Here is an 18,925-nt window from a genome sequence, read left to right as displayed (position 1 = left end):
GAATGCATCCCGGCTACAGAGCGCAAAGACCAACTAGCGTCCCGAGGCACAGAGCTGAAGGCGGCGCGGTCAGGAATTGCGGCAGCACTTTTTCCAAAGTTTGGCTAAATGACCCTGCCTATCAGCTCTAATAGGCAGGGTTAGAAGTCAATCCGTCACTGCTTGCGAATGCCTACGATCGTCGCTGTGCCCCCATTCATTCGGAAATCGAAGCTGACCTTGTCGCCTACCTTGAGTCCCTTGAGTTGCTGCTCGGTAGCGCTGAAGCCCATGGTCATTGCCGGCCATTTCAGGGCTGATACTGGTCCATGCGCCAAGGTAACTTTACCTGGTTCCAAAGCTTTGATGGTTCCCTCAGCCGATGCAGTCGGAGCCGCCTGGCTGCCTTGGGTCTCGTTGCCTTCCATGGGCATATTCTTCATATCCGTGCCATACATGTCTTGGGCCTGCACCGCCGCCGCAACGGCGAACACCAGGCCAGCGCTGATCAGTAGCTTCTTCATCGGGTTACTCCTGTTTGGGGGTTATCGTGTACAGCGAGTCCGCGGCGCCTGACGAGCCAGTAAGCCGCAGGGATTACAAATAGTGAGAGCAAAGGCGCGGTGAGCATGCCGCCGACCATGGGTACAGCGATCCGGCTCATGACTTCGCTGCCGGTACCGCTACTCCAGAGGATTGGCATCAAGCCTGCGACGATCACTGCTACGGTCATGGCTTTGGGGCGGATGCGCTGCACGGCCCCTTCGCGGATAGCATCCAGAAGCGCAGGTTGCCCCTGCGTACCGTTGCCGTTTCGTTCAGTCCAGGCATTGTTGAGGTAGATCAGCATGATGACTCCAAACTCTGCTGCGACCCCAGCCAAGGCGATAAAACCGACACCCGTGGCCACCGACAGGTTGTAGCCCATCATGTACAGCAGCCATACGCCGCCGGTTAGCGCAAATGGCAAGGTAGCCATGATCAGCAGCGCTTCACCGAGGCGGCCAAACGTGAGGTAGAGAAGGACGAAAATAATGGCCAGCGTCGCCGGTACTACCCATGCTAAGCGCGCATTGGCGCGCTCCAGGTATTCGAACTGCCCGGAATAGCTCAAGCTTATGCCAGGATCGAGCTTCACCTGCTGATCGACTAGCCGGCGCAGGTCGGCAACGACGGAGGACAGGTCCCGTCTCCGCACGTCGATATACACCCAGCCCGAGGGGCGCGCGTTTTCACTCTTGAGCATGGGTGGACCGTCCGCAATACGCACCCGTGCCACGGTTCCCAGTGTGATTCGCCCCCCTTGGCTGGTGTAAATCGGTAGCTGCCGCAGGGCATCAACAGAGTCACGCCACTCCCGTGGGTACCGAACACTGATGGGATATCGCGCCAGGCCTTCTACGGTTTCGCCGATGTTTTCGTCCCCAACGGCGCCGGCAACAATCGCTTGGACATCAGCAATGTTCAGGCCGTAACGCGCTGCGAATTGGCGGTCGATATCCAGATCGATGTAGCGTCCACCGGTTAATCGCTCGGCGAGGGCGGAAGTCACCCCTGGAACCGTTTTGGCCACCTTCTCGATAGCCAGAGTCACCCGGTCGATCTCATTCAAATTGCTGCCGGCAACCTTTACGCCGATCGGGCTTTTGATACCGGTTGCGAGCATGTCGATACGGTTTCGAATCGGTGGGATCCAGATATTGGTTAGCCCAGGTACCTGCACGGTACGGTCCAGCTCTTCGATCAGCTTCTCAGTGGTCATCCCTGCTCGCCACTGATCCTTCGGTTTAAGTCGGACAGTCGTCTCGAACATCTCCAGCGGGGCCGGGTCGGTCGCTGATTCAGCCCGGCCCGCTTTACCGAAGACACTGGCGACCTCCGGTACCGTTCGGATCAGCCGGTCCGTACGTTGCAAAAGCTCAGAGGCTTTCTGCGCCGAAAGACCTGGCAGGGCAGTCGGCATGTACAGCAAATCGCCTTCATCCAGTGGCGGCAAGAATTCGCCGCCGAGCTGGCTCAGGGGCCAGACACTGCTGAGCAAAATCAACAGTGCACCCGCCAACGTGAGCTTTGGCCGGCGTAGAACGATCTCCAATGCTGGGCGATAGAGCCGTATCAGGGTTCGATTGAGTGGGTTGCGCTCTTCTGCCGGTAAACGACCCCGAATCCAGTACCCCATCAGCACGGGTACCAGGGTAACCGAAAGGCCCGCTGCTGCTGCCATTGCATAAGTCTTGGTGAATGCGAGGGGCGCAAACAGCCTTCCCTCCTGAGCCTGCAAGGTGAATACCGGTATGAAGGACAGCGTAATGATCATGAGGCTGAAGAACAGCGCAGGCCCGACCTCGACTGCTGCCTCAGTCATCACTTTCCAATGATCTTCGCCACGCAACGACTTTCCAGGGTGCCACGTATGCCAAGCCTCAACCCGTTTGTGCGCGTTCTCAATCATCACCACAGCGGCGTCCACCATCGCACCGATTGCAATGGCTATGCCCCCAAGCGACATGATGTTGGCGTTGATGCCCTGGTGGCGCATGACGATCAGGGCAATGAGGACACCAACCGGAAGCGAGACGATGGCGACCAACGATGAGCGCAGATGCCAAAGAAATGCAGCGCACACCAGTGCGACCACGATGAACTCTTCAATCAGCTTCTGGCTCAGATTTTCCACAGCACGATCGATCAACTGGCTACGGTCGTAGGTAGTGACCAGCTCGACCCCGGCAGGCAGGCTTTTTTCCAGCGATTCAAGCTTGGATTTGACGTGAGCGATGGCATCTTTCGCATTCTTGCCACTGCGCAGAATTACTACGCCGCCCACCGCTTCGCCCTGTCCATCAAGCTCGCCGATGCCGCGACGTGCCTCAGGGCCCAGCTGTACAGTGGCTACATCGCCCAGTGTTACGGGTATACCCTTCGCAGCCAGGCGCAGGGGAATGGCTCGGAAATCATCGAGTGACTTCAGATAGCCGGAAGCCCTTACCATGAACTCAGCTTCGCCTTGTTCGAGCACGCCGCCACCGGTTTCCTGATTGGCCTTGGCGATGGCGTCCGAAACCTCAACTTGAGTGATTCCCAAGCTGGCCATGCGCAGCGGATCGAGCACTACCTGGTACTGCTTGACCATCCCGCCTATCGTCGCCACTTCGGCAACGTCCGGAAGAGTTTTCAACTCGAAGCGCAGGAACCAGTCCTGAAGGCTGCGCAGCTGTGCCAGGTCATGGGTACCACTGCGGTCCACCAGCGCATACTGGTAGATCCAGCCTACACCAGTGGCATCGGGTCCGAGCACTGGCTTAGCGGACGCCGGTAATCGAGACTGAACCTGGCTTAGGTATTCGAGCACCCTGGACCGCGCCCAATAGAGATCTGTGCCGTCCTCAAACAACACATATACGAAGCTGTCTCCAAATGCTGAAAAGCCCCGCACTGTCTTGGCTCCGGGTACGGAAAGCATTGTGGTGGTCAGGGGATATGTCACCTGATTTTCCACGATCTGCGGTGCCTGCCCTGGGTAGGAGGTGCGGATAATCACCTGCACATCTGACAGGTCAGGCAACGCGTCGATCGGCAAACTGCGCAGAGAGAAAACGCCCCAAGCTACGGCAAACAGTGTTGCCAGCAGGACCAGGACGCGGTTGCCAACCGACCAACGAATCAGGTTCGCGATCATGGCTGGTTCTCCTGCTGGGTTATTTGCTCGATGACCATGCCTTCATCGCGCTCGCGCACTCCAAACCGGATGCGTTCGCCAACCTTGAGTCCGGCAATCAAGCGGGGATCTGCCACAGGGAAAGTCATCGTCATACCAGGCATGCCCAGCGTCACGAACGGTCCATGAGCGATGGTCAGCTGATTACCTTCTATTTGAACGATGCGCCCATTGGCCTGATGTAGAGCCGGCTGTACAGGTTGCGCAAGTGGAGCATCGCCAGCAGTAACGGCCTCGATACCTTTCAAGCTCGCTTCGGAGTCCAGCAGAAACTGCCCGGACGCCACAACGCGCTGGCCCGCCTGAAGGCCTCGCAGCACGACCACCTGGCCAGCACTTTCCTGGCCGAGCACTACTTCCACCGGCCGGAATCGACCTCCGTCTTCTGACACCATTACGAGATCGCGTTTCCCCGTCCGAATGATCGCCTCGGCTGGCACCAGTAGGCTGTCATCCTGTTGCCCGGACGGATGGAGGGAAACCTGCGCGGTCATGCCTGGGCGCAACCGGCCGCCGGGGTTGGGCAGTTCTATACGAAGCCGCAAGGTGCGGCTTTGCAGATCCGCATCAGCCAGCAATGCGGTCAGCTTGCCGGGAACAGGTTCGCCTGGGAACGCTGCCAGATTCGCCTGCACTGCCTGTCCTTCCTGTAGGCCTTGGGCTTGCGCTTCAGGTACTGCGGCCTCAAGCCAGACGTTCGCGATACCATTGATCTTCGCCAACGTTGCACCCGGTGTCATTGTCATGCCTGGCCGCAATTCCAGAGCCTGAAGGACGCCTGCTGTTGGGGCCAAGAGCGTTACCGAATTCTGGACCCTTCCCGTACGGTCAATCCGGTTGATAAGATCGGCAGGCATACCCGCCAGCAGTAGTCGTTGCCGAGCTGCAGCGCGCAATTCATTGTCCCCAGATCGCTGAAGCGCCAGGTACTCTTCCTGCAAGCCCGCCCATTCAGGCGTCAACACATCTGCCAATGGGGCGCCCTTGGCAACCACGTCGCCTGTAGCGCGGCCATAGGTGCGTTCGACGTAGCCACCGGTACGAGCCTGCAGAACGCTAAAATCCCGCTCATCGAAGGTAAGCACGCCGCTCACCTGGAGGGTTCGAGCAAGCTGCCCTTTCGCTACGGTAGCCAGACGGACCCCCAGGTTTTGTTGGAGCCCCTGTGAAACTTGAACTGCGGGGCTCACCTCAGCAGCGGTGCTTTCCTGGTACTTCGGCACCAGTGGCATGTCCATGAAGGGCGACTTGCCCGGTGCTGGAAAGTGCTGCTGGGGGTACATCGGGTCATACCAATACAGCACCTTCTGTAGCGTTTCAGGGGAGGCAGTGGACACCTGCCCACGCTTTGCTAGCTGATAGCCAACGCCACCGCCGATAGCCAACGCGGCCAATACCACAAGGCTGATAGTTGAATTTCTCATGCGCGCACCTCTCCATACGCGAAGTGCAGCCGTGCAGCTGTCGCGGCCAACTGTCCTTGCAGATCGATGTCTTGCAGTCGTGTTTCAACCCGCTGACGTCGAGCGGTGAGAACCTCACTTAAGGGTGATTTACCGGCTCGATAGTCAGCAAGGGCGAGGCGGACTCGATCCTCCGCTAGCGGTAACAATGTTTCACGGCTGCGCTGCACTGCTCGCTGCAATCGCTGGTAATCCGCAAGATCTGTCTCCAGCTGCGCTTTATGCTCACGCAATGCCGCTTCCTGTTCGTCCTCCAGTTGCCGGACTTGTGCGCGACGTGCCGCGATCATCGGGTCCTGCCGTGAGCCAGCGAACAAGGGCAGTTGGAAACTTACCTGCAGGCTCACCATATTGCTGAATTCAGGCCCGCGCCGCTGGTAATCCACCTGCCACCCCCAGTCCGACTTCTTTTCTGCCAAGGCTTGGTGCACTTGAGCTTGTGCTTCCCGCGTAAGGGCGTTGTAGGTCGCCAATTCTGGATGTGCATGTATAGCGTGTAGATAGTCCGGCGCGCTCACTGGCCAGCGCGGAAATGCTTGAGCTTGCGGATCAGCATCCTCTCCAATCCATCGCTTGAGTGCAGCCCGTGCCTGAGCGGCCTGTGTGAGCAGAACATCTTTTTGCTCATCGAGTTGCGCAGCTTCCTGGTCAGGAGCAAGTGCGTCGGCCGTCGCGCCGGTACCGCCGGCCAGGCGTGCGCGGATTGCTGCGGCCAACAGACGGTTTTCTTTGTAGAAGTCCTCAAACTGCTGCAGTTTCCGTTGAACGGTGTACGCCGCGACCCAAGCTTGGGCTGTGGCAGCACGCACTTTTAAGCGCTCGAACACCGCCTCTGCATCGGCTCGCTCAACGCTCGCTCGTGCCGTCTCAACTCGTGCCTCCCGCTTGTCCCGGTTTGGTACTTCCTGGGAGAGGCCGACAACCTGCATCGTCATGAAATCGCGGTTCATGCTCCAACGATCACTGCCGTCAACAGGAAGGTTCTGCACTCCTAGGTTGAGACGTGGATCAGGCAGCTCGCCTGCTGGGATCACAGCGTGTCGAGCGGCCGTCATTTGCTCTTGCCTGGCCTGGAGGATGGGGGCATTGCGTTCGGCAAGTTGAAGCGCTTCCTCCAGAGACAACGGTGTAGCCTGAGCCGGTAACGTCGACAACAGGCTGATCAGAGCGGCCAGACATGCCATCCCTAATCGGTAACGTGGGGGAGTCATGGAAATGATTCCTCAAAAAATCAGCGCGCAAGCGCATGCCATCATCCGGCTGCAAAACAGGACGATGGGGTGAATTTAAGAGGTAATCAGGCGCGGGGTGGCCGCCAAGGGTCAGGAGGCGCCCTGTTTACGAGGCTCACCGCATAGGTATCTACTGGCCTAGGCGCAGAATAGGTGAGCGTGGGGTTAATTATTTCGACCTGAACTGTGCTCGCGGTTCTACACTCCTGGCCCACTTTGCAGGCTTTGGAGTGGTCGGCAGCTGATCCTGGATCAGTATCCTGGCAACAATCGTGATCCATCCCCGCCATCATCTCCATCCCCATGGTTTGCATGGGGCATGGTTCAATGGCTGAGTCGACTCCCGCCATGCCGTTGAGAGGAAGCGATGCGATTAGAAGCAGGATGGTGAACAGTCGTAGGAGCCGGTTCATGATGGCCGAGTATAGGTTACACGCATGAAATGAGCATTAAGCCGTTTGAGGCTTGGAAGTGGATTGTTTGGCGTGCGGCAGAGCGATGTGAAAACTCGTCACGCCGTCAGCGGAGGTACACCAAATTCGCCCACCATGAGCCTCGATGATCGAACGCGTTATGGCCAGACCCAAGCCGGCGTTGCTTGGGCTTCCTTCCCGCCTTGCAGGGTCAGCGCGATAGAACCGGTCGAAGATTTTGTTGATATGTTCCGGATCAATCGTGGCCCCATTGTTCTGGACGGACAGGTTCACTTGATCAGCCGCCTCGACAATCCGGACGGCGATATCGTGGCCTTCGGGGGTATAGCGCAAAGCGTTGGATAGAATGTTGGAAACCGCCCGGTCAATCATTAGCCGGTCACCACGGATCGTACCTTCGCCTTGAAGGGCAAGCCGAATGCTTCGGTCTTCGGCTGCAAGCTGGTAGTACTCAATCAGTCTGGACACTAGCCCGACCAGATCGATATCAACCTGCTCGGGGATGATCAAGCCGTTATCAGCTTTTGCCAGGAACAGCATGTCATCGATCATGCGCGACATGCGCTTGAGGTCTTCAAGATTGGAGTAGAGGTTGTCTTCGTAGGCATCGAGGTCGCGTTTTTTGGTCAGAACGACTTCGGTATGCGTCAGAAGATTACTTACCGGAGTCCGCAGCTCATGTGCGATGTCGGCTGAGAAGTTTGATAGCCGGACGAACGCGTCTTCCAGGCGTGCAAGCATTCCGTTGAAGGAGAGGATCAGCTCCTGCAATTCAAGCGGCACGGGCTCCAATGGAATTCGCTCGCGAAGGGACCGGGCAGACATGGATGTCGCCACCTTGGTGATCTGCCCAACCGGCCGAAGACCGCTCTTGGCCACGATCCACCCCAATCCTGCACTAACCAGAGCGCTGATGACCAAGCCAATGCCGAACCACCATTGCAGCGTCTTGAAAAAGTGGGCATGGCTGGTGACATCCAGCATCAACATGACTGTTACCGGCGCCTGCGCCTGCGCTATAGCCAGTTGAGAGGTAATCCCCCGGAAGTTCCGCGAGTCGATTTGCCAGTCCCAAACGGCGCCAGAAGAGGCCTGCTTAAAGCGCTCAGGGATGCGGGATGCCTTGGAGTCCGAGAACAGGACAGTACCGTCAGCATCAAGAATCTCCGCAGAAAGGTCCTGATGAGCCCCCAACAAAGCACGCAGTTGAGGCTCCTGATCCTCAAGTTCATCACGTGCTGCTGAAAGTGAAAGGATGTGCCGGGTGGATTCGAGTTTCTCGGCCAGGGCTTGCTCATCCAGCATCTGGAAATGGTGCTGACTGAGCATGTAGAAGCTCACGCCGGCAACGACCAATACGGCGATGACCGCGAACATGAACATGAGGGTAAGGCGTTTAACGAGCGACGATTGGGCGCGCATTACTCGGGAACATCCATCAGATAGCCCATGCCACGAACTGTATGTATGAGCTTGGGGGCGAAATCGTCATCAATCTTGGCCCGCAACCTACGAACAGCAACCTCGATCACGTTAGTGTCGCTGTCGAAGTTCATATCCCACACCTGCGATGCGATCAGGGACTTCGGCAGTACCTCGCCGCGTCGGCGCATGAGTAGTTCCAGTAAGGAGAACTCCTTGGCTGTGAGGTCGATCCGCTTGCCATTTCGGGTGGCCCGGCGCTTAAGCAGGTCTACCTCCAGGTCAGCCATCTTCATAGTGGTCTGAGCATAGCCACTGCTGCCTCTTCGCAGCAAAGTGCGCACACGCGCTAGCAGTTCCGAGAATGCAAAGGGTTTGACCAGGTAATCGTCAGCCCCGAGTTCTAACCCTTTCACGCGATCGTCCACGCCATCACGGGCCGTCAAAAACAAGACTGGGACCTCTTTCCCTGCCGCACGTACCATCCGCAGCACCTCCCAGCCGTCTAGCCCCGGCATCATTACATCAAGAATCAGCAGGTCATACGCCTCGCTCAAAGCGTATTGCAGCGCGTCGGTCCCTGTGACCACACGATCGACGGTAAAGCCTGCCTCCGTCAGCCCTTGCTGCAGGTAGGCCCCGATTTTTGGCTCATCTTCGGCTACGAGTAATTTCATCTGCTGCGCCCCCTTGGATGCCCTTCAGTGTGCAGCAAAAAAGGCACCCAACCAGAAGCTGACGGAAAAGTAATGTCGGGCTCAGCTTGCTGACAGTGCCGGGTAGCTAGCTTGAGCACTGTGAACGGCGCCAATCAGGCGAAACTGACCCTTAGAGGAAACGCAAATGAACATGATCAAAGCGATTGTGATGGTAGTCACCTTCGGCATGGCGAGCCTCGCCCTGGCTGAAGGCGGCGCGGATCGCACCTTCGCCAGGATGGAAGCTGCACGTGCATCTTCCATGCAGGCTTACCAGGTTGCTCAGGAGAAAAAAGCAGAGGCTCCTGTTACCGCCCAAAGCCAAAAGCACCCCGGCCACGAGAGCTGCTGAGCTTAGCTTACAGAAATGTAATCACCCCGGAATCTGAACTATGTCAGCTTTCGGGGTATTGCCTCCCGCAATCCTTGTGCTTTGGCGAAAGTCTACGAGGCTTGGGGGAGCTCAATTGAAACCAGATGGCTGCGGATCCCGCAGTCTGGATATCAGCGATCTACCTGATTGGACGCAACGGCATGCAAAGCAAAACCACGAGACGTTCATTCGTCAAAGGCCTGGCTGCTACCGGACTACTGGGTGGGCTGGGCATGTGGCGCGCGCCGGTCTGGGCCGTAACCAGCCCTGGCCAGCCTAACGTACTGACCGGCACCGATTTTGACCTGTACATCGGGGAGCTCCCGGTGAACATTACCGGGGCAGCTCGAACGGCGATGGCCATCAACGGTTCGCTGCCAGGACCAATACTCCGTTGGCGCGAAGGCGACACGGTCACGCTACGGGTTCGCAACCGCTTGAAGCAGGACACGTCCATCCACTGGCACGGCATCATCCTGCCGGCGAATATGGACGGCGTGCCGGGTCTAAGCTTCCATGGCATCGCTCCCGACGGCATGTACGAGTACAAGTTCAAGGTCCACCAGAACGGCACCTACTGGTACCACAGCCATTCGGGCTTCCAGGAGCAGGTCGGTGTTTACGGTGCGCTGGTGATTGATGCCAAGGATCCAGAGCCTTTCACCTACGATCGTGACTATGTCGTCATGCTGAGTGATTGGACCGACGAAGACCCGGCGCGGGTTATGTCCAAGCTCAAAAAACAGTCGGACTATTACAACTTCCACAAGCGCACCGTTGGCGACTTCGTCGACGACGTGAGCGAGAAAGGTTGGTCTGCTGCTGTGGCCGATCGAAAGATGTGGGCCGAGATGAAGATGAGCCCAACCGATCTCGCTGACGTGAGCGGGCACACCTACACCTACCTCATGAACGGCCAGGCGCCAAATGGGAACTGGACGGGAATCTTCAAGCCAGGGGAGAAAATCCGGCTTCGCTTTATCAATGGCTCGGCGATGACCTATTTCGACGTGCGGATCCCCGGCTTGAAAATGACGGTTGTCGCAGCCGACGGTCAGTACGTTAAGCCAGTGTCGATCGATGAATTCCGGATTGCCGTTGCTGAAACCTACGATGTCATTGTCGAGCCTGAAAACGAGCAGGCTTACACCATCTTTGCTCAATCCATGGATCGCACCGGCTATTCAAGGGGTACCTTGGCTGTCCGTGAGGGCCTGCAGGCACCGGTGCCGGCTGTAGATCCAAGGCCTCTCATCTCCATGAGTGATATGGGGATGGACCACGGCAGCATGGGTGGCATGGATCACGGCAGCATGGCCGGTATGGACCACAGCAAGATGGCTGGCATGGACCACGGCAGCATGGCCGGTATGGACCATAGCAAGATGGCTGGCATGGACCACGGCAGCATGGCCGGTATGGACCATAGCAAGATGGCTGGCATGGACCACGGCAACATGACCGGTATGGACCAAAGCAATATGGCCGCCAGCGGTGCCATGCAGAACCATCCCGCCTCCGAAACAAACAACCCTCTGGTCGATATGCAGACCATGACCCCTACGCCAAAGCTGAGCGATCCGGGGATCGGGCTTCGCGATAACGGGCGTCGGGTTCTCACGTATTCGGATTTGCGTAGCACCTTCATCGACCCTGACGGCCGGGAACCTGGCCGGACAATCGAACTGCACCTTACCGGGCATATGGAAAAGTTCGCTTGGTCCTTCGATGGGATCAAGTTTTCTGACGCAGAGCCGCTGCGGCTCAAGTACGGCGAGCGCCTGCGTATTACCTTGGTCAACGACACCATGATGACTCACCCCATCCATCTGCACGGCATGTGGAGTGACCTGGAGGATGAGGACGGCAATTTCATGGTGCGAAAACACACGATCGATATGCCGCCTGGCTCGAAACGAAGCTATCGCGTAACCGCAGATGCACTCGGGCGCTGGGCCTATCACTGTCACCTCATGTACCACATGGAGATGGGCATGTTCCGAGAAGTCCGCGTGGACGAATGAACTGGAGATACGAGATGAGCAAACCAATGAAACGAAGCGCCTTTTTCCTCTCTGCCGCGATGGTTGGCCTGCTCGCGGTGTACGCCCCGTCTTCCTGGTCCAGTGACAACCATGATCAGCACTCTCAAAAGTCGTCCAACGCGGCGCAATCGAACGGCTCGAAGAGCAAGCAAGCCCAGGGCATGAACCATGAAGGCATGGATCACGGCTCCATGAAAGGCATGGATCATGGCTCTATGGAGGGCATGGATCATGGTTCCATGGAAGGAATGGATCACAGCAAAATGATGGAATCGCATGGCAGCGACAAAGCTAAGGCAGGGAAAAATGGCCAATAGCGTTGCACGACCATCGCTGCTGGCATTCGCCGTTTCTTTAGGTGTGCTGGGCGTTTCGCCCAGCTTCGCCGCTGAAATGGATCATTCCGGAATGGACCACTCGGCAATGGGCCACGGTGCCATGCAGATGGACCACGCCTCATCACAGGCTGCGATGCCGGGCATGGACCACAGCCAGATGGGCGCGAGCAAGCAACCCACGCAACCTGCACCCGTTGATCACAGCAAAATGGGCCATGGCCAGCCCAAAGCGAAACCCGCCTCGATGGACCACAGCAAGATGGACCATGGAAGCATGAAAGGCATGGATCACGGGTCCATGGAAGGCATGGATCATGGCGCGATGGGTCATTCCACGATGGGAAACGGGAACGCTGATTCGCCGACCCCGACCAGCCGTACGCCAATCCCGGTGCTGACTGATGCCGACCGGCAGGCTGCCTTCCCCCCGCTTGACGGGCACAAAATGGATGACAGCGGGTTCAACAGCTTTTTCTTGCTAGACCAACTGGAATACCAAGATGCCGATGAAGGTAGCACGCTTGCTTGGGATGCATCCGGCTGGGTGGGCGGCGATATCAATAGGCTCTGGATTCGCTCGGAAGGTGAACGAATCAATGGTGTGACTGAAGATGCTGAGCTGCAGCTCCTCTATGGCCGCTCGGTAAGCCCGTGGTGGGATGTTGTCGCCGGCGTCCGGCAGGATTTCAAACCGGAGGATCCGCAGACCTGGGCTGCGTTCGGTATTCAGGGCCTGGCCCTGTATGACTTCGAAGCTGAAGCCACCGCCTTTATCGGCGAGAACGGTCAAACCGCTGCCCGTCTGGAGGGCGAGTACGACATCTTGCTAACCAATCGTTTAATTCTTCAGCCAACCGCTGAGGCCAACTTTTATGGCAAGAACGACCCGGAACGCGGCGTCGGCTCTGGCCTGGCAAACACCGAAGTCGGGCTGCGGTTACGGTACGAGATTGTTCGCCAGTTCGCGCCATACATAGGTGTCACCTGGAGCCGTTCCTACGGCAAAACCGCCGATTTCATTCGGGATGAAGGCGGGGACGTGGACGAAGCTCGTTTTGTGGCCGGTATTCGGATGTGGTTTTGAGAACTCAACATGAAAAAAACAATTACAACGCTGGTGGCGGCAGGTGCTGTTACTAGCGCAGCAGTGCTAGGTGCTGCTTACTTCGGTCTCGTGAACGTTGGTGCGGACGACCCACACTTCCCCGCTGTGCATGCGTTTTTGGCCATGGCGCGGGATCGCTCGATTGAAGTCCGAGCAAGCGACATTGAGGTGCCAAACCTTAAAGATCCTGCTCTCATCCAAGCAGGGGCAGGCAACTACAACGCCATGTGTATCGGTTGCCACCTCGCGCCAGGGGTGGAGAAAACTGAACTCAGCCAAGCCCTATACCCATCCCCACCAAACCTCACCGAGATAGGTGTAAGCGGTGACCCTGCTGCTGCGTTTTGGACCATCAAGCACGGTATCAAAGCGACAGGCATGCCAGCCTGGGGTAAGAGCATGGACGACCAGTACATCTGGGGAATCGTCGCGTTCCTGGACCAGCTACCGCAACTCAATGCTGAGCAGTACCAGATGATGGTCGCTTCCAGTGGTGGTCACCAACATGGCGGTGGCGAAAGCGATATGCATAACCATGAAGGCCAACACGGTGGTGCGAAATCAGGTCATGGAAATCATGATGATTCCGCAGCAAACGGCGTGGCTGAGGAAAGTCATGATCATGGCAGTTCGCATTCGGAGTCTTCATCAGTAGCGGAGCACCACGGTGAACACGAGTCCGGCGAGGCGCACTCGGACCACCACACAGGTTCTACTCCCAAAACCCATGTGCACAAAGACGGGAAGGAGCACACTCATGACAAGTAAGCGCCGCTTCCTCGGTTTAAGTACCGCAGCGTCACTTCTAATCGCCTCAGCCGCCTTTGCTGCGGAGCCCCTGACTATCGATGTGCACCGGGACGCTAATTGCGGTTGCTGTAAGAAATGGATAGCGCACTTGGAGGCAAACGGCTTCAAGGTCGTCGACCACGTTGAAACGGACATGAGGGCGGTGAAGCAAGAGCTAGGAGTAGCTCCGAGGCTGGCTTCGTGTCACACCGCGGTTATCGATGGCAAGTTTGTGGAAGGTCACGTCCCCGCAGCCCAGGTGCAGGAGCTCATAAAGCGCAACGACCTGGCAGGCGTCGCGGTACCTGGCATGCCCGCTGGCTCACCAGGTATGGAGGTTGATGGCATGAAACACGCCTATCAAGTCATCGGCCTCACCAAGAGTGGGGACGATCAAGTAGTTGCCAGTTATCCTGACACGTAATGCAAGATGCCCCGGGGGAAGGGCTTCTGCCGGCCAGCCGACCAGCTGCAGCGCTGGTCGTGGTCAGCTTACTCCAAGACTTACCCTGTCCCTTCGGTCAGTTTTGACCTCTACAGTTAATTCCAGCAGAGCGATATTCGAGGATTTTCAACTCACCTGTTGAGTCCTCGTAATTCATCTGTGTCGGCATCACGTCGCAGCTACCTTTGAGCGAAGTCATACTGATAACTCTCGCCACATCCAGTTTCATTCCGTAGCGATAATGGATCACTTCAGGTGGTTTTTTTCCATTGGCAGCGGCGTAGGCACGCATTGCTTGCTCATTTGCCTGAATCATCTTTCCGTGTAAGCGATCAGATCCTCCTTCAGCTAAAGCGGATGAGGAGGCGATTACGAGCATGAGGGCGGCAATGCTTTTAGCGGTGTTCATTTCTGTTACTCCATGAAGACATGAGTGAAGCTTACCGACTGGGAGCTGTCATCCACGTGATCCAGGAATTACATGTTTGTAAGCAGGCTATCGATAATGATGGCTCTGAATACACGTGAAAGCCGCGTCGTTTCAGGCTGCGACAGTTTTAATTCTCTAGCGAATCAGTCTGAACCGGCGTTTTGGGTGATTGCGACAGTTTTGCGTTTCCTCTCCAAATGGCTGCAGGCCGCGAAAGACGGGACCCTCTAGCGACAGTTTTAATTCTCTAAATCCACCACCCGCAGAAAATTTCGTCACGCCCCAGAATGGGAATTTGCATTCGGGGCGCACCACGATTCATCTCGTGCCAGAAGCCGCCTGCAGTGCAATCAATTGGCGAGCCAAGACTCGACTACCTCAGCGCCATACTCGTTTTTCCAGGCCTTAAGCGTACGCTGATTACCACCCTTGGTCTCAACAACCTCTCCGCTGTGTGGATTCTTGTAGACCTTCACTTCGCGTGGTTTCCGAGAGGTTTTTGGGGCCATATCAGTGGAAGCCACCGCTTGCGGATCGAGGATCAGCACCACTTGGCGCAGGCCGTAGCCATACTCGTTGAGCAAACTGCGCAGCTTCGTTTCAAATTCCATTTCCTGCTTCAGGGCAGAGTCATTTTTCAGCGCTTCCAGCTCCGCCAGTTGGGCTGCGAGCTGTTGTTCGAGCAGGCGGAATTCAGCGAGACGGGACATAAGATTCTCCAAAATGGGTTCGATGATTTTAGCAATCAAGAAAGAAAGCGTGCTAACTATCTTGATCCCACATGCCTGAATCGGCAATCACGAGGCTGAGCGATCGGTGTGGATAAAAACGTGATGGCTTCAGGATCGTCGATCTGGGCGGCTTCACTTGCGAGGTAATCGATCAGCTTTTTGCTTCTTACCCAAACGTACTGCCGGCAAGCCGCGTTTGGAATGGATGGCCCCGCAACGGGGCGAAACCTGGCCTCCCAAAGGTGCTTGAACGCCTCCCTGGTCGACTTCCCCAAATACACCGCAATCTCCGGTCCCAAGATATAGCCACGCCTGAATCTGTCGATGGCTTGAGGCTTAACCATCAATTGCGTACGCCGGCCTCGTTCGACAGCAGTGCTCCATAGCAGACCCAGTCGAACGAACGCGTATGCGCATTGTTCTTTGACGCCTAACAGCGCAGCAGCCTTGACTACCGACAGGCCGGGAAAGACCGGACTCTTGTTCTCAGCTCGGGCTTGTTGCCACGCTGCAAAATCTTGCGGCTTGAGTAACCACGCCCCTACCGCAACCGAGCCATTCTCAGCTGGGCCGTAAGCGCGAAGTTCACCTGCACGTATTGCCTGAACCAACTCGACCAACCCACCCCCCTTGGGCAGAGAATGCTTGGCCAAGTAGTTGATCGACACCAGGCTCTGGTCAGAGCTGGTAGGCAGCTTCTCATCAATCAATTCGTTGATCGAGCGGCAGTCAATCAGCCACCTTTCGCCTGGGCGCGGTTCTCCACCAAAGAACTGGAGGGTACCACCAGCTAGCAGCTGCCTAACCCGATTGCGACAGAGGCTTAGCAAAGTCGAGGTTTCTTTCATATCAGCCACGCCCTGGAGATGCTGCGAGATTGCCTTCAAATGATCCAGGTCCACGACCGTAAAGACTCGATCTTCATGGACCTTCTCCCGATAGGCGATTTGTCCCTCCTGATGAAGGCGTTTTATGACTGATACCCCGAGACCACAAGCTTCAGCAGCAGAATCGAACGACACCCAACGATGTCTCTCAATCGTCTCCTCACTCAAATTGCGATTTCGCTTCGCTAACGGTGCTTCCCACGCATGCTGCAGAAATGATTCGAACTCTCGACGAAGAAAGTCAAAACAAGAGTCATCCAGATCACGGTGGATGTCGTGGTATATCGGGCCGAACGATCTGCTGAGCGTCCAATGTTCGTTATCGGAATGGACTGCCTTGAGGCCACTCAGCAGTTCTCTGAATGCGAGAGGCCAGTTCATGAGAACCACGCCCGCCGCGTTTGCCATAAGCCGCGATATCTCTAGCGAACCCGAATCAGCAACCTTCAGCGGCTGGGTTCTTTCCGTAGGCAAACTTCTGACAGCGAGACGCGATGACAACTCGTGAAACTGTTCGTAGGTGAGGGCCGCCAATCCCGCGTCAGCTGGCAACGAGTCGGCGTAAAACCTATCTTCAAAGCCAGAGGTGAGCCAGGCGGCCGTATCACTCGCCGGCGCGATCTCAAAATTGGTCCCACTCAATGAGGTGCCACACGCTTGGCAACTATTCGCACTCATTGCGCTTGGATCGGTTTCCTTCAGACAGTTGGGGCACCGCCCGTGGAGTTCAGTGCCGTGGACAGAACACGTCGTAACCAGGGTCAAGCCCCAGCTTTCTCTCCAATAACCGGCTTCGCCCAAACAGATCGGACAGTAACGAGCGTGATGAGTCGTCCATAACTTGACCCCCTTGGGCCTTGGATCACGAAACTCAGCAGATACCGCAGGCCAGCTCAGTGGTCCTTCCATCATCTGCAGCCAGTCCGCAACATCGGTCTCGTCGGCTCGTGCAAAGGCGGTGAGCAGTTCCTTTCTGGGTAATCCGTTGGCTTTCGCCAGGCGCTGCAGGTACCCCAAAAGACTTTCGTCTTGGTGTGGTCGTGGGTTGATTAAAAGACCAAACATTCCTACACATCCATGAAATCGAAGACATAAAAATCAGGGGAGTAGAGCCGGGCCGATAAGCCCGGCCCTTGGCCGTCAGGTACTGCTCTCTTCGAACGTCTCAAACGGCTCCCGCTTCCCGAACAGAGGCTGGAAATTGAAGCTCGCACTGAAGGGGTTTCGATCCTCGGTGGCGTAGCTCCAAACCTCGTCTTCAAAAGCCTGGGCCAGCACAGGAAGTTCAATCCCGACAAGGTCCTGGACTTGAACCAGCCAAACAGCCCTGTCCACAATCTTGATGAGGTAGTCGATCAATCCATAGGAAGCCAGGTAGAAGCGTTTAATCATCGCTGGCTCTACAAAACTGATGGTTTGAACAGGCAGTTCGCCCTCGATTGCCTGCAACAACATCACGAAATGAAGAGACGTATTAGCGGAGAAGGTGAAGCGATCGTATGCCACCGTGGCCGAAAACCTGCGTCGCAGTTGCTCGTTTGCTAGCAGGAGATTTTCGGTGCGCTTCAGCCCAATCAGAACAAACGCGATACTGGTTTCATTCATCAGACTCTTGATCCAGTCTGCTGCCTCATACGCACCATTACGACGATAATCGACCAGGTGCTGCGCCTCATCGAGGACCAACATCTCCACGCCAAGGTTCTTCAGCAGCAGGACTACTCGCGCAAATTTAACCTCTGCCGAATGTCCTCGTGCCTCTGCGAAGGGATCCTTCAGCTCTGCCAAAATGGCTGCTGCCAGGTTCTTTTTGGTTGGAGACGAAGGCATCTCGACGAACAGAACTGTCCGCTTCTGTGGGTCATGGCTCTCCAATTCCTCCAATGACCGAATGTACTCCTTGACCAATGTGCTCTTGCCCACTCCGCTTGGACCTTGGATCAGCAACCCTTTACTTGCTCTGGTACGCCGACTATCGCCGTGGATATCGCCTAGTCGCGTCAACGCTCGCTCGACTTGAGGGCTGTGAATAAAACGATCGCGGAGCGTAAAGCTGTATTCACCATGCTCGTAGCATTCGTACAGATTGATGGCGTTCATGGCTTAGAACTCCCAGCAGGGCGACGAACCGAGACCTTGAAGGCTGCTGGCGGAATGTTAGGAATAGAGTCACCGGTCCATTCCACTTCAGCGAGTACCTTGGGTGGAGGCGTGCTTTCGGTCACTCGACCCTCCTTGTCGATTTTCGCTATGGCAGCTGCGCGTCGTTTTCTGAGCGTCTGCGAACGGCGGGCCTCGTCTGCATCTTCCATAATTTCCTGGTAGCACCTGTGCGTAGCCTCGAAGCTAGGCTGCTCATTATATTTTTCTCGCAGCGCTTTCTCGGCAGCCTTCCACACCTCCCTGCTCTTACCGGCCATTCGCTCATCTTTGGCGGGCACTTTGAAGAACAAGTTTCTGAAGCGGTCGTGAACCCAAACGTGCCCGGCTTCGTCTCGATAGCGGACGTTTACCTTTTCTCCGTCTGCCAAACGCATACGGAGCTCAGCAAGTTCCGTAGAGTGGTAGCCCACTTTGGCAACCTCGATGCCGTAATGGTGAACCTTCACCGAGGCCCGCTTGGCCAGAATGCACTCCAACGAGTCCAGGTCGACGGGAAGGCTGATGACATGGTTCGCCTCGCTAGTCCCCCAGACTTGAGCCGGTGTTCTGTTGTCCAGCCCCCGATGAGGAGTCTGGTGGTAACCATCGACGATCCATGAATCGCCCCTGGTTTCGTAGACACCTCCAAGCCTCATAATGAGGCCCAAATAGGAGGTGCCATGAGTCGTCAGCG

At 56.5% G+C, this 18,925-nt stretch carries 17 protein-coding genes; 6 read left to right on the top strand and 11 right to left on the bottom strand.

Features of this window, described 5'->3' with window-relative positions; genetic code table 11:
- Positions 1 to 155 precede the first annotated feature (155 nt).
- From EGJ22_RS10760 to EGJ22_RS10730, 6 genes are all read right to left on the bottom strand, one after another.
- Positions 156 to 503 carry a copper-binding protein gene (locus EGJ22_RS10760; RefSeq protein WP_011953092.1) on the bottom strand — a complete coding sequence of 116 codons (348 nt, stop codon included), beginning with the start codon at positions 501 to 503 and terminating at the stop codon, positions 156 to 158.
- Positions 500 to 3,658: an efflux RND transporter permease subunit gene (locus EGJ22_RS10755; RefSeq protein ID WP_125920227.1), complete on the bottom strand. Its 3,159-nt coding sequence runs from the start codon at positions 3,656 to 3,658 to the stop codon at positions 500 to 502. Before EGJ22_RS10755 ends, EGJ22_RS10760 begins: the two co-directional genes overlap by 4 nt.
- The gene (locus EGJ22_RS10750) at positions 3,655 to 5,121 is read right to left on the bottom strand and encodes an efflux RND transporter periplasmic adaptor subunit (protein ID WP_011953090.1); all 1,467 of its coding nucleotides are present in this window, start codon (positions 5,119 to 5,121) and stop codon (positions 3,655 to 3,657) included. The genes EGJ22_RS10755 and EGJ22_RS10750 overlap by 4 nt, the downstream gene beginning before the upstream one ends.
- Entirely contained in the window at positions 5,118 to 6,371 is a 1,254-nt protein-coding gene (locus EGJ22_RS10745; protein ID WP_011953089.1) for a TolC family protein, read from the bottom strand. Before EGJ22_RS10745 ends, EGJ22_RS10750 begins: the two co-directional genes overlap by 4 nt.
- Positions 6,372 to 6,841: 470 nt before the next feature.
- Entirely contained in the window at positions 6,842 to 8,248 is a 1,407-nt protein-coding gene (locus tag EGJ22_RS10735) for a heavy metal sensor histidine kinase (RefSeq protein ID WP_011953087.1), read from the bottom strand.
- Positions 8,248 to 8,925 carry a heavy metal response regulator transcription factor gene (locus tag EGJ22_RS10730; protein ID WP_011953086.1) on the bottom strand — a complete coding sequence of 226 codons (678 nt, stop codon included), beginning with the start codon at positions 8,923 to 8,925 and terminating at the stop codon, positions 8,248 to 8,250. The genes EGJ22_RS10735 and EGJ22_RS10730 overlap by 1 nt, the downstream gene beginning before the upstream one ends.
- Before the next feature lie 166 nt (positions 8,926 to 9,091).
- Between EGJ22_RS10730 and EGJ22_RS10725 the strand changes: the two genes are divergently transcribed.
- The 6 genes from EGJ22_RS10725 to EGJ22_RS10700 all read left to right on the top strand — a co-directional run bounded on the left by EGJ22_RS10725 (position 9,092) and on the right by EGJ22_RS10700 (position 14,020).
- On the top strand, positions 9,092 to 9,298 hold the full coding sequence (locus tag EGJ22_RS10725; protein WP_011953085.1) for a co-regulatory protein PtrA N-terminal domain-containing protein: 207 nt from the start codon (positions 9,092 to 9,094) through the stop codon (positions 9,296 to 9,298).
- A gap of 182 nt (positions 9,299 to 9,480) precedes the next feature.
- The gene (locus EGJ22_RS10720) at positions 9,481 to 11,343 is read left to right on the top strand and encodes a copper resistance system multicopper oxidase (protein WP_031314465.1); all 1,863 of its coding nucleotides are present in this window, start codon (positions 9,481 to 9,483) and stop codon (positions 11,341 to 11,343) included.
- Positions 11,344 to 11,357: 14 nt separating this feature from the next.
- Positions 11,358 to 11,681, top strand: a complete 324-nt coding sequence (locus tag EGJ22_RS10715) for a hypothetical protein (RefSeq protein WP_012269845.1) — start codon at positions 11,358 to 11,360, stop codon at positions 11,679 to 11,681.
- On the top strand, positions 11,671 to 12,786 hold the full coding sequence (locus EGJ22_RS10710; protein ID WP_125920226.1) for a copper resistance protein B: 1,116 nt from the start codon (positions 11,671 to 11,673) through the stop codon (positions 12,784 to 12,786). Before EGJ22_RS10715 ends, EGJ22_RS10710 begins: the two co-directional genes overlap by 11 nt.
- A gap of 9 nt (positions 12,787 to 12,795) precedes the next feature.
- Complete coding sequence (locus EGJ22_RS10705) at positions 12,796 to 13,575, top strand: cytochrome c (RefSeq protein WP_011953081.1); 780 nt, start codon at positions 12,796 to 12,798, stop codon at positions 13,573 to 13,575.
- Positions 13,565 to 14,020 carry a DUF411 domain-containing protein gene (locus tag EGJ22_RS10700; RefSeq protein WP_011953080.1) on the top strand — a complete coding sequence of 152 codons (456 nt, stop codon included), beginning with the start codon at positions 13,565 to 13,567 and terminating at the stop codon, positions 14,018 to 14,020. Before EGJ22_RS10705 ends, EGJ22_RS10700 begins: the two co-directional genes overlap by 11 nt.
- Positions 14,021 to 14,117: 97 nt before the next feature.
- On the opposite strand, the gene EGJ22_RS10695 is transcribed toward EGJ22_RS10700, so the two are convergent.
- The 5 genes from EGJ22_RS10695 to EGJ22_RS10675 form a co-directional block, all read right to left on the bottom strand.
- Positions 14,118 to 14,450: a DUF2790 domain-containing protein gene (locus EGJ22_RS10695; protein WP_011953079.1), complete on the bottom strand. Its 333-nt coding sequence runs from the start codon at positions 14,448 to 14,450 to the stop codon at positions 14,118 to 14,120.
- A 371-nt stretch (positions 14,451 to 14,821) separates the two neighbouring features.
- Positions 14,822 to 15,181: a histone-like nucleoid-structuring protein, MvaT/MvaU family gene (locus EGJ22_RS10690; RefSeq protein ID WP_010951431.1), complete on the bottom strand. Its 360-nt coding sequence runs from the start codon at positions 15,179 to 15,181 to the stop codon at positions 14,822 to 14,824.
- A gap of 56 nt (positions 15,182 to 15,237) precedes the next feature.
- The gene (locus EGJ22_RS10685; RefSeq protein WP_010951430.1) at positions 15,238 to 17,154 is read right to left on the bottom strand and encodes a TniQ family protein; all 1,917 of its coding nucleotides are present in this window, start codon (positions 17,152 to 17,154) and stop codon (positions 15,238 to 15,240) included.
- Between the two features lie 75 nt (positions 17,155 to 17,229).
- Positions 17,230 to 18,189 carry a TniB family NTP-binding protein gene (locus tag EGJ22_RS10680; RefSeq protein WP_010951429.1) on the bottom strand — a complete coding sequence of 320 codons (960 nt, stop codon included), beginning with the start codon at positions 18,187 to 18,189 and terminating at the stop codon, positions 17,230 to 17,232.
- Positions 18,186 to 18,925 (bottom strand): Mu transposase C-terminal domain-containing protein (locus tag EGJ22_RS10675; RefSeq protein ID WP_256671852.1); only part of this gene is annotated, 740 nt, incomplete at its 5' end. The genes EGJ22_RS10675 and EGJ22_RS10680, both read right to left, overlap by 4 nt.

The organism is Pseudomonas sp. p99-361 (genome assembly GCF_003935475.1).
GTDB classification, from domain to species: domain Bacteria; phylum Pseudomonadota; class Gammaproteobacteria; order Pseudomonadales; family Pseudomonadaceae; genus Aquipseudomonas; species Aquipseudomonas juntendi.
The sequence above is the reverse complement of the archived record's forward strand: the minus strand, read 5'-3'. Positions and strand labels throughout refer to the sequence as shown.

What these genes read in the sequence shown, in the direction of transcription:
- EGJ22_RS10760 (WP_011953092.1), bottom strand. Translation starts at nt 503, where the DNA reads ATGAAGAAGCTACTGATCAGCGCTGGCCTGGTGTTCGCCGTTGCGGCG.
- EGJ22_RS10755 (WP_125920227.1), bottom strand. Translation starts at nt 3,658, where the DNA reads ATGATCGCGAACCTGATTCGTTGGTCGGTTGGCAACCGCGTCCTGGTC.
- EGJ22_RS10750 (WP_011953090.1), bottom strand. Translation starts at nt 5,121, where the DNA reads ATGAGAAATTCAACTATCAGCCTTGTGGTATTGGCCGCGTTGGCTATC.
- EGJ22_RS10745 (WP_011953089.1), bottom strand. Translation starts at nt 6,371, where the DNA reads ATGACTCCCCCACGTTACCGATTAGGGATGGCATGTCTGGCCGCTCTG.
- EGJ22_RS10735 (WP_011953087.1), bottom strand. Translation starts at nt 8,248, where the DNA reads ATGCGCGCCCAATCGTCGCTCGTTAAACGCCTTACCCTCATGTTCATG.
- EGJ22_RS10730 (WP_011953086.1), bottom strand. Translation starts at nt 8,925, where the DNA reads ATGAAATTACTCGTAGCCGAAGATGAGCCAAAAATCGGGGCCTACCTG.
- EGJ22_RS10725 (WP_011953085.1), top strand. Translation starts at nt 9,092, where the DNA reads ATGAACATGATCAAAGCGATTGTGATGGTAGTCACCTTCGGCATGGCG.
- EGJ22_RS10720 (WP_031314465.1), top strand. Translation starts at nt 9,481, where the DNA reads ATGCAAAGCAAAACCACGAGACGTTCATTCGTCAAAGGCCTGGCTGCT.
- EGJ22_RS10715 (WP_012269845.1), top strand. Translation starts at nt 11,358, where the DNA reads ATGAGCAAACCAATGAAACGAAGCGCCTTTTTCCTCTCTGCCGCGATG.
- EGJ22_RS10710 (WP_125920226.1), top strand. Translation starts at nt 11,671, where the DNA reads ATGGCCAATAGCGTTGCACGACCATCGCTGCTGGCATTCGCCGTTTCT.
- EGJ22_RS10705 (WP_011953081.1), top strand. Translation starts at nt 12,796, where the DNA reads ATGAAAAAAACAATTACAACGCTGGTGGCGGCAGGTGCTGTTACTAGC.
- EGJ22_RS10700 (WP_011953080.1), top strand. Translation starts at nt 13,565, where the DNA reads ATGACAAGTAAGCGCCGCTTCCTCGGTTTAAGTACCGCAGCGTCACTT.
- EGJ22_RS10695 (WP_011953079.1), bottom strand. Translation starts at nt 14,450, where the DNA reads ATGAACACCGCTAAAAGCATTGCCGCCCTCATGCTCGTAATCGCCTCC.
- EGJ22_RS10690 (WP_010951431.1), bottom strand. Translation starts at nt 15,181, where the DNA reads ATGTCCCGTCTCGCTGAATTCCGCCTGCTCGAACAACAGCTCGCAGCC.
- EGJ22_RS10685 (WP_010951430.1), bottom strand. Translation starts at nt 17,154, where the DNA reads ATGTTTGGTCTTTTAATCAACCCACGACCACACCAAGACGAAAGTCTT.
- EGJ22_RS10680 (WP_010951429.1), bottom strand. Translation starts at nt 18,189, where the DNA reads ATGAACGCCATCAATCTGTACGAATGCTACGAGCATGGTGAATACAGC.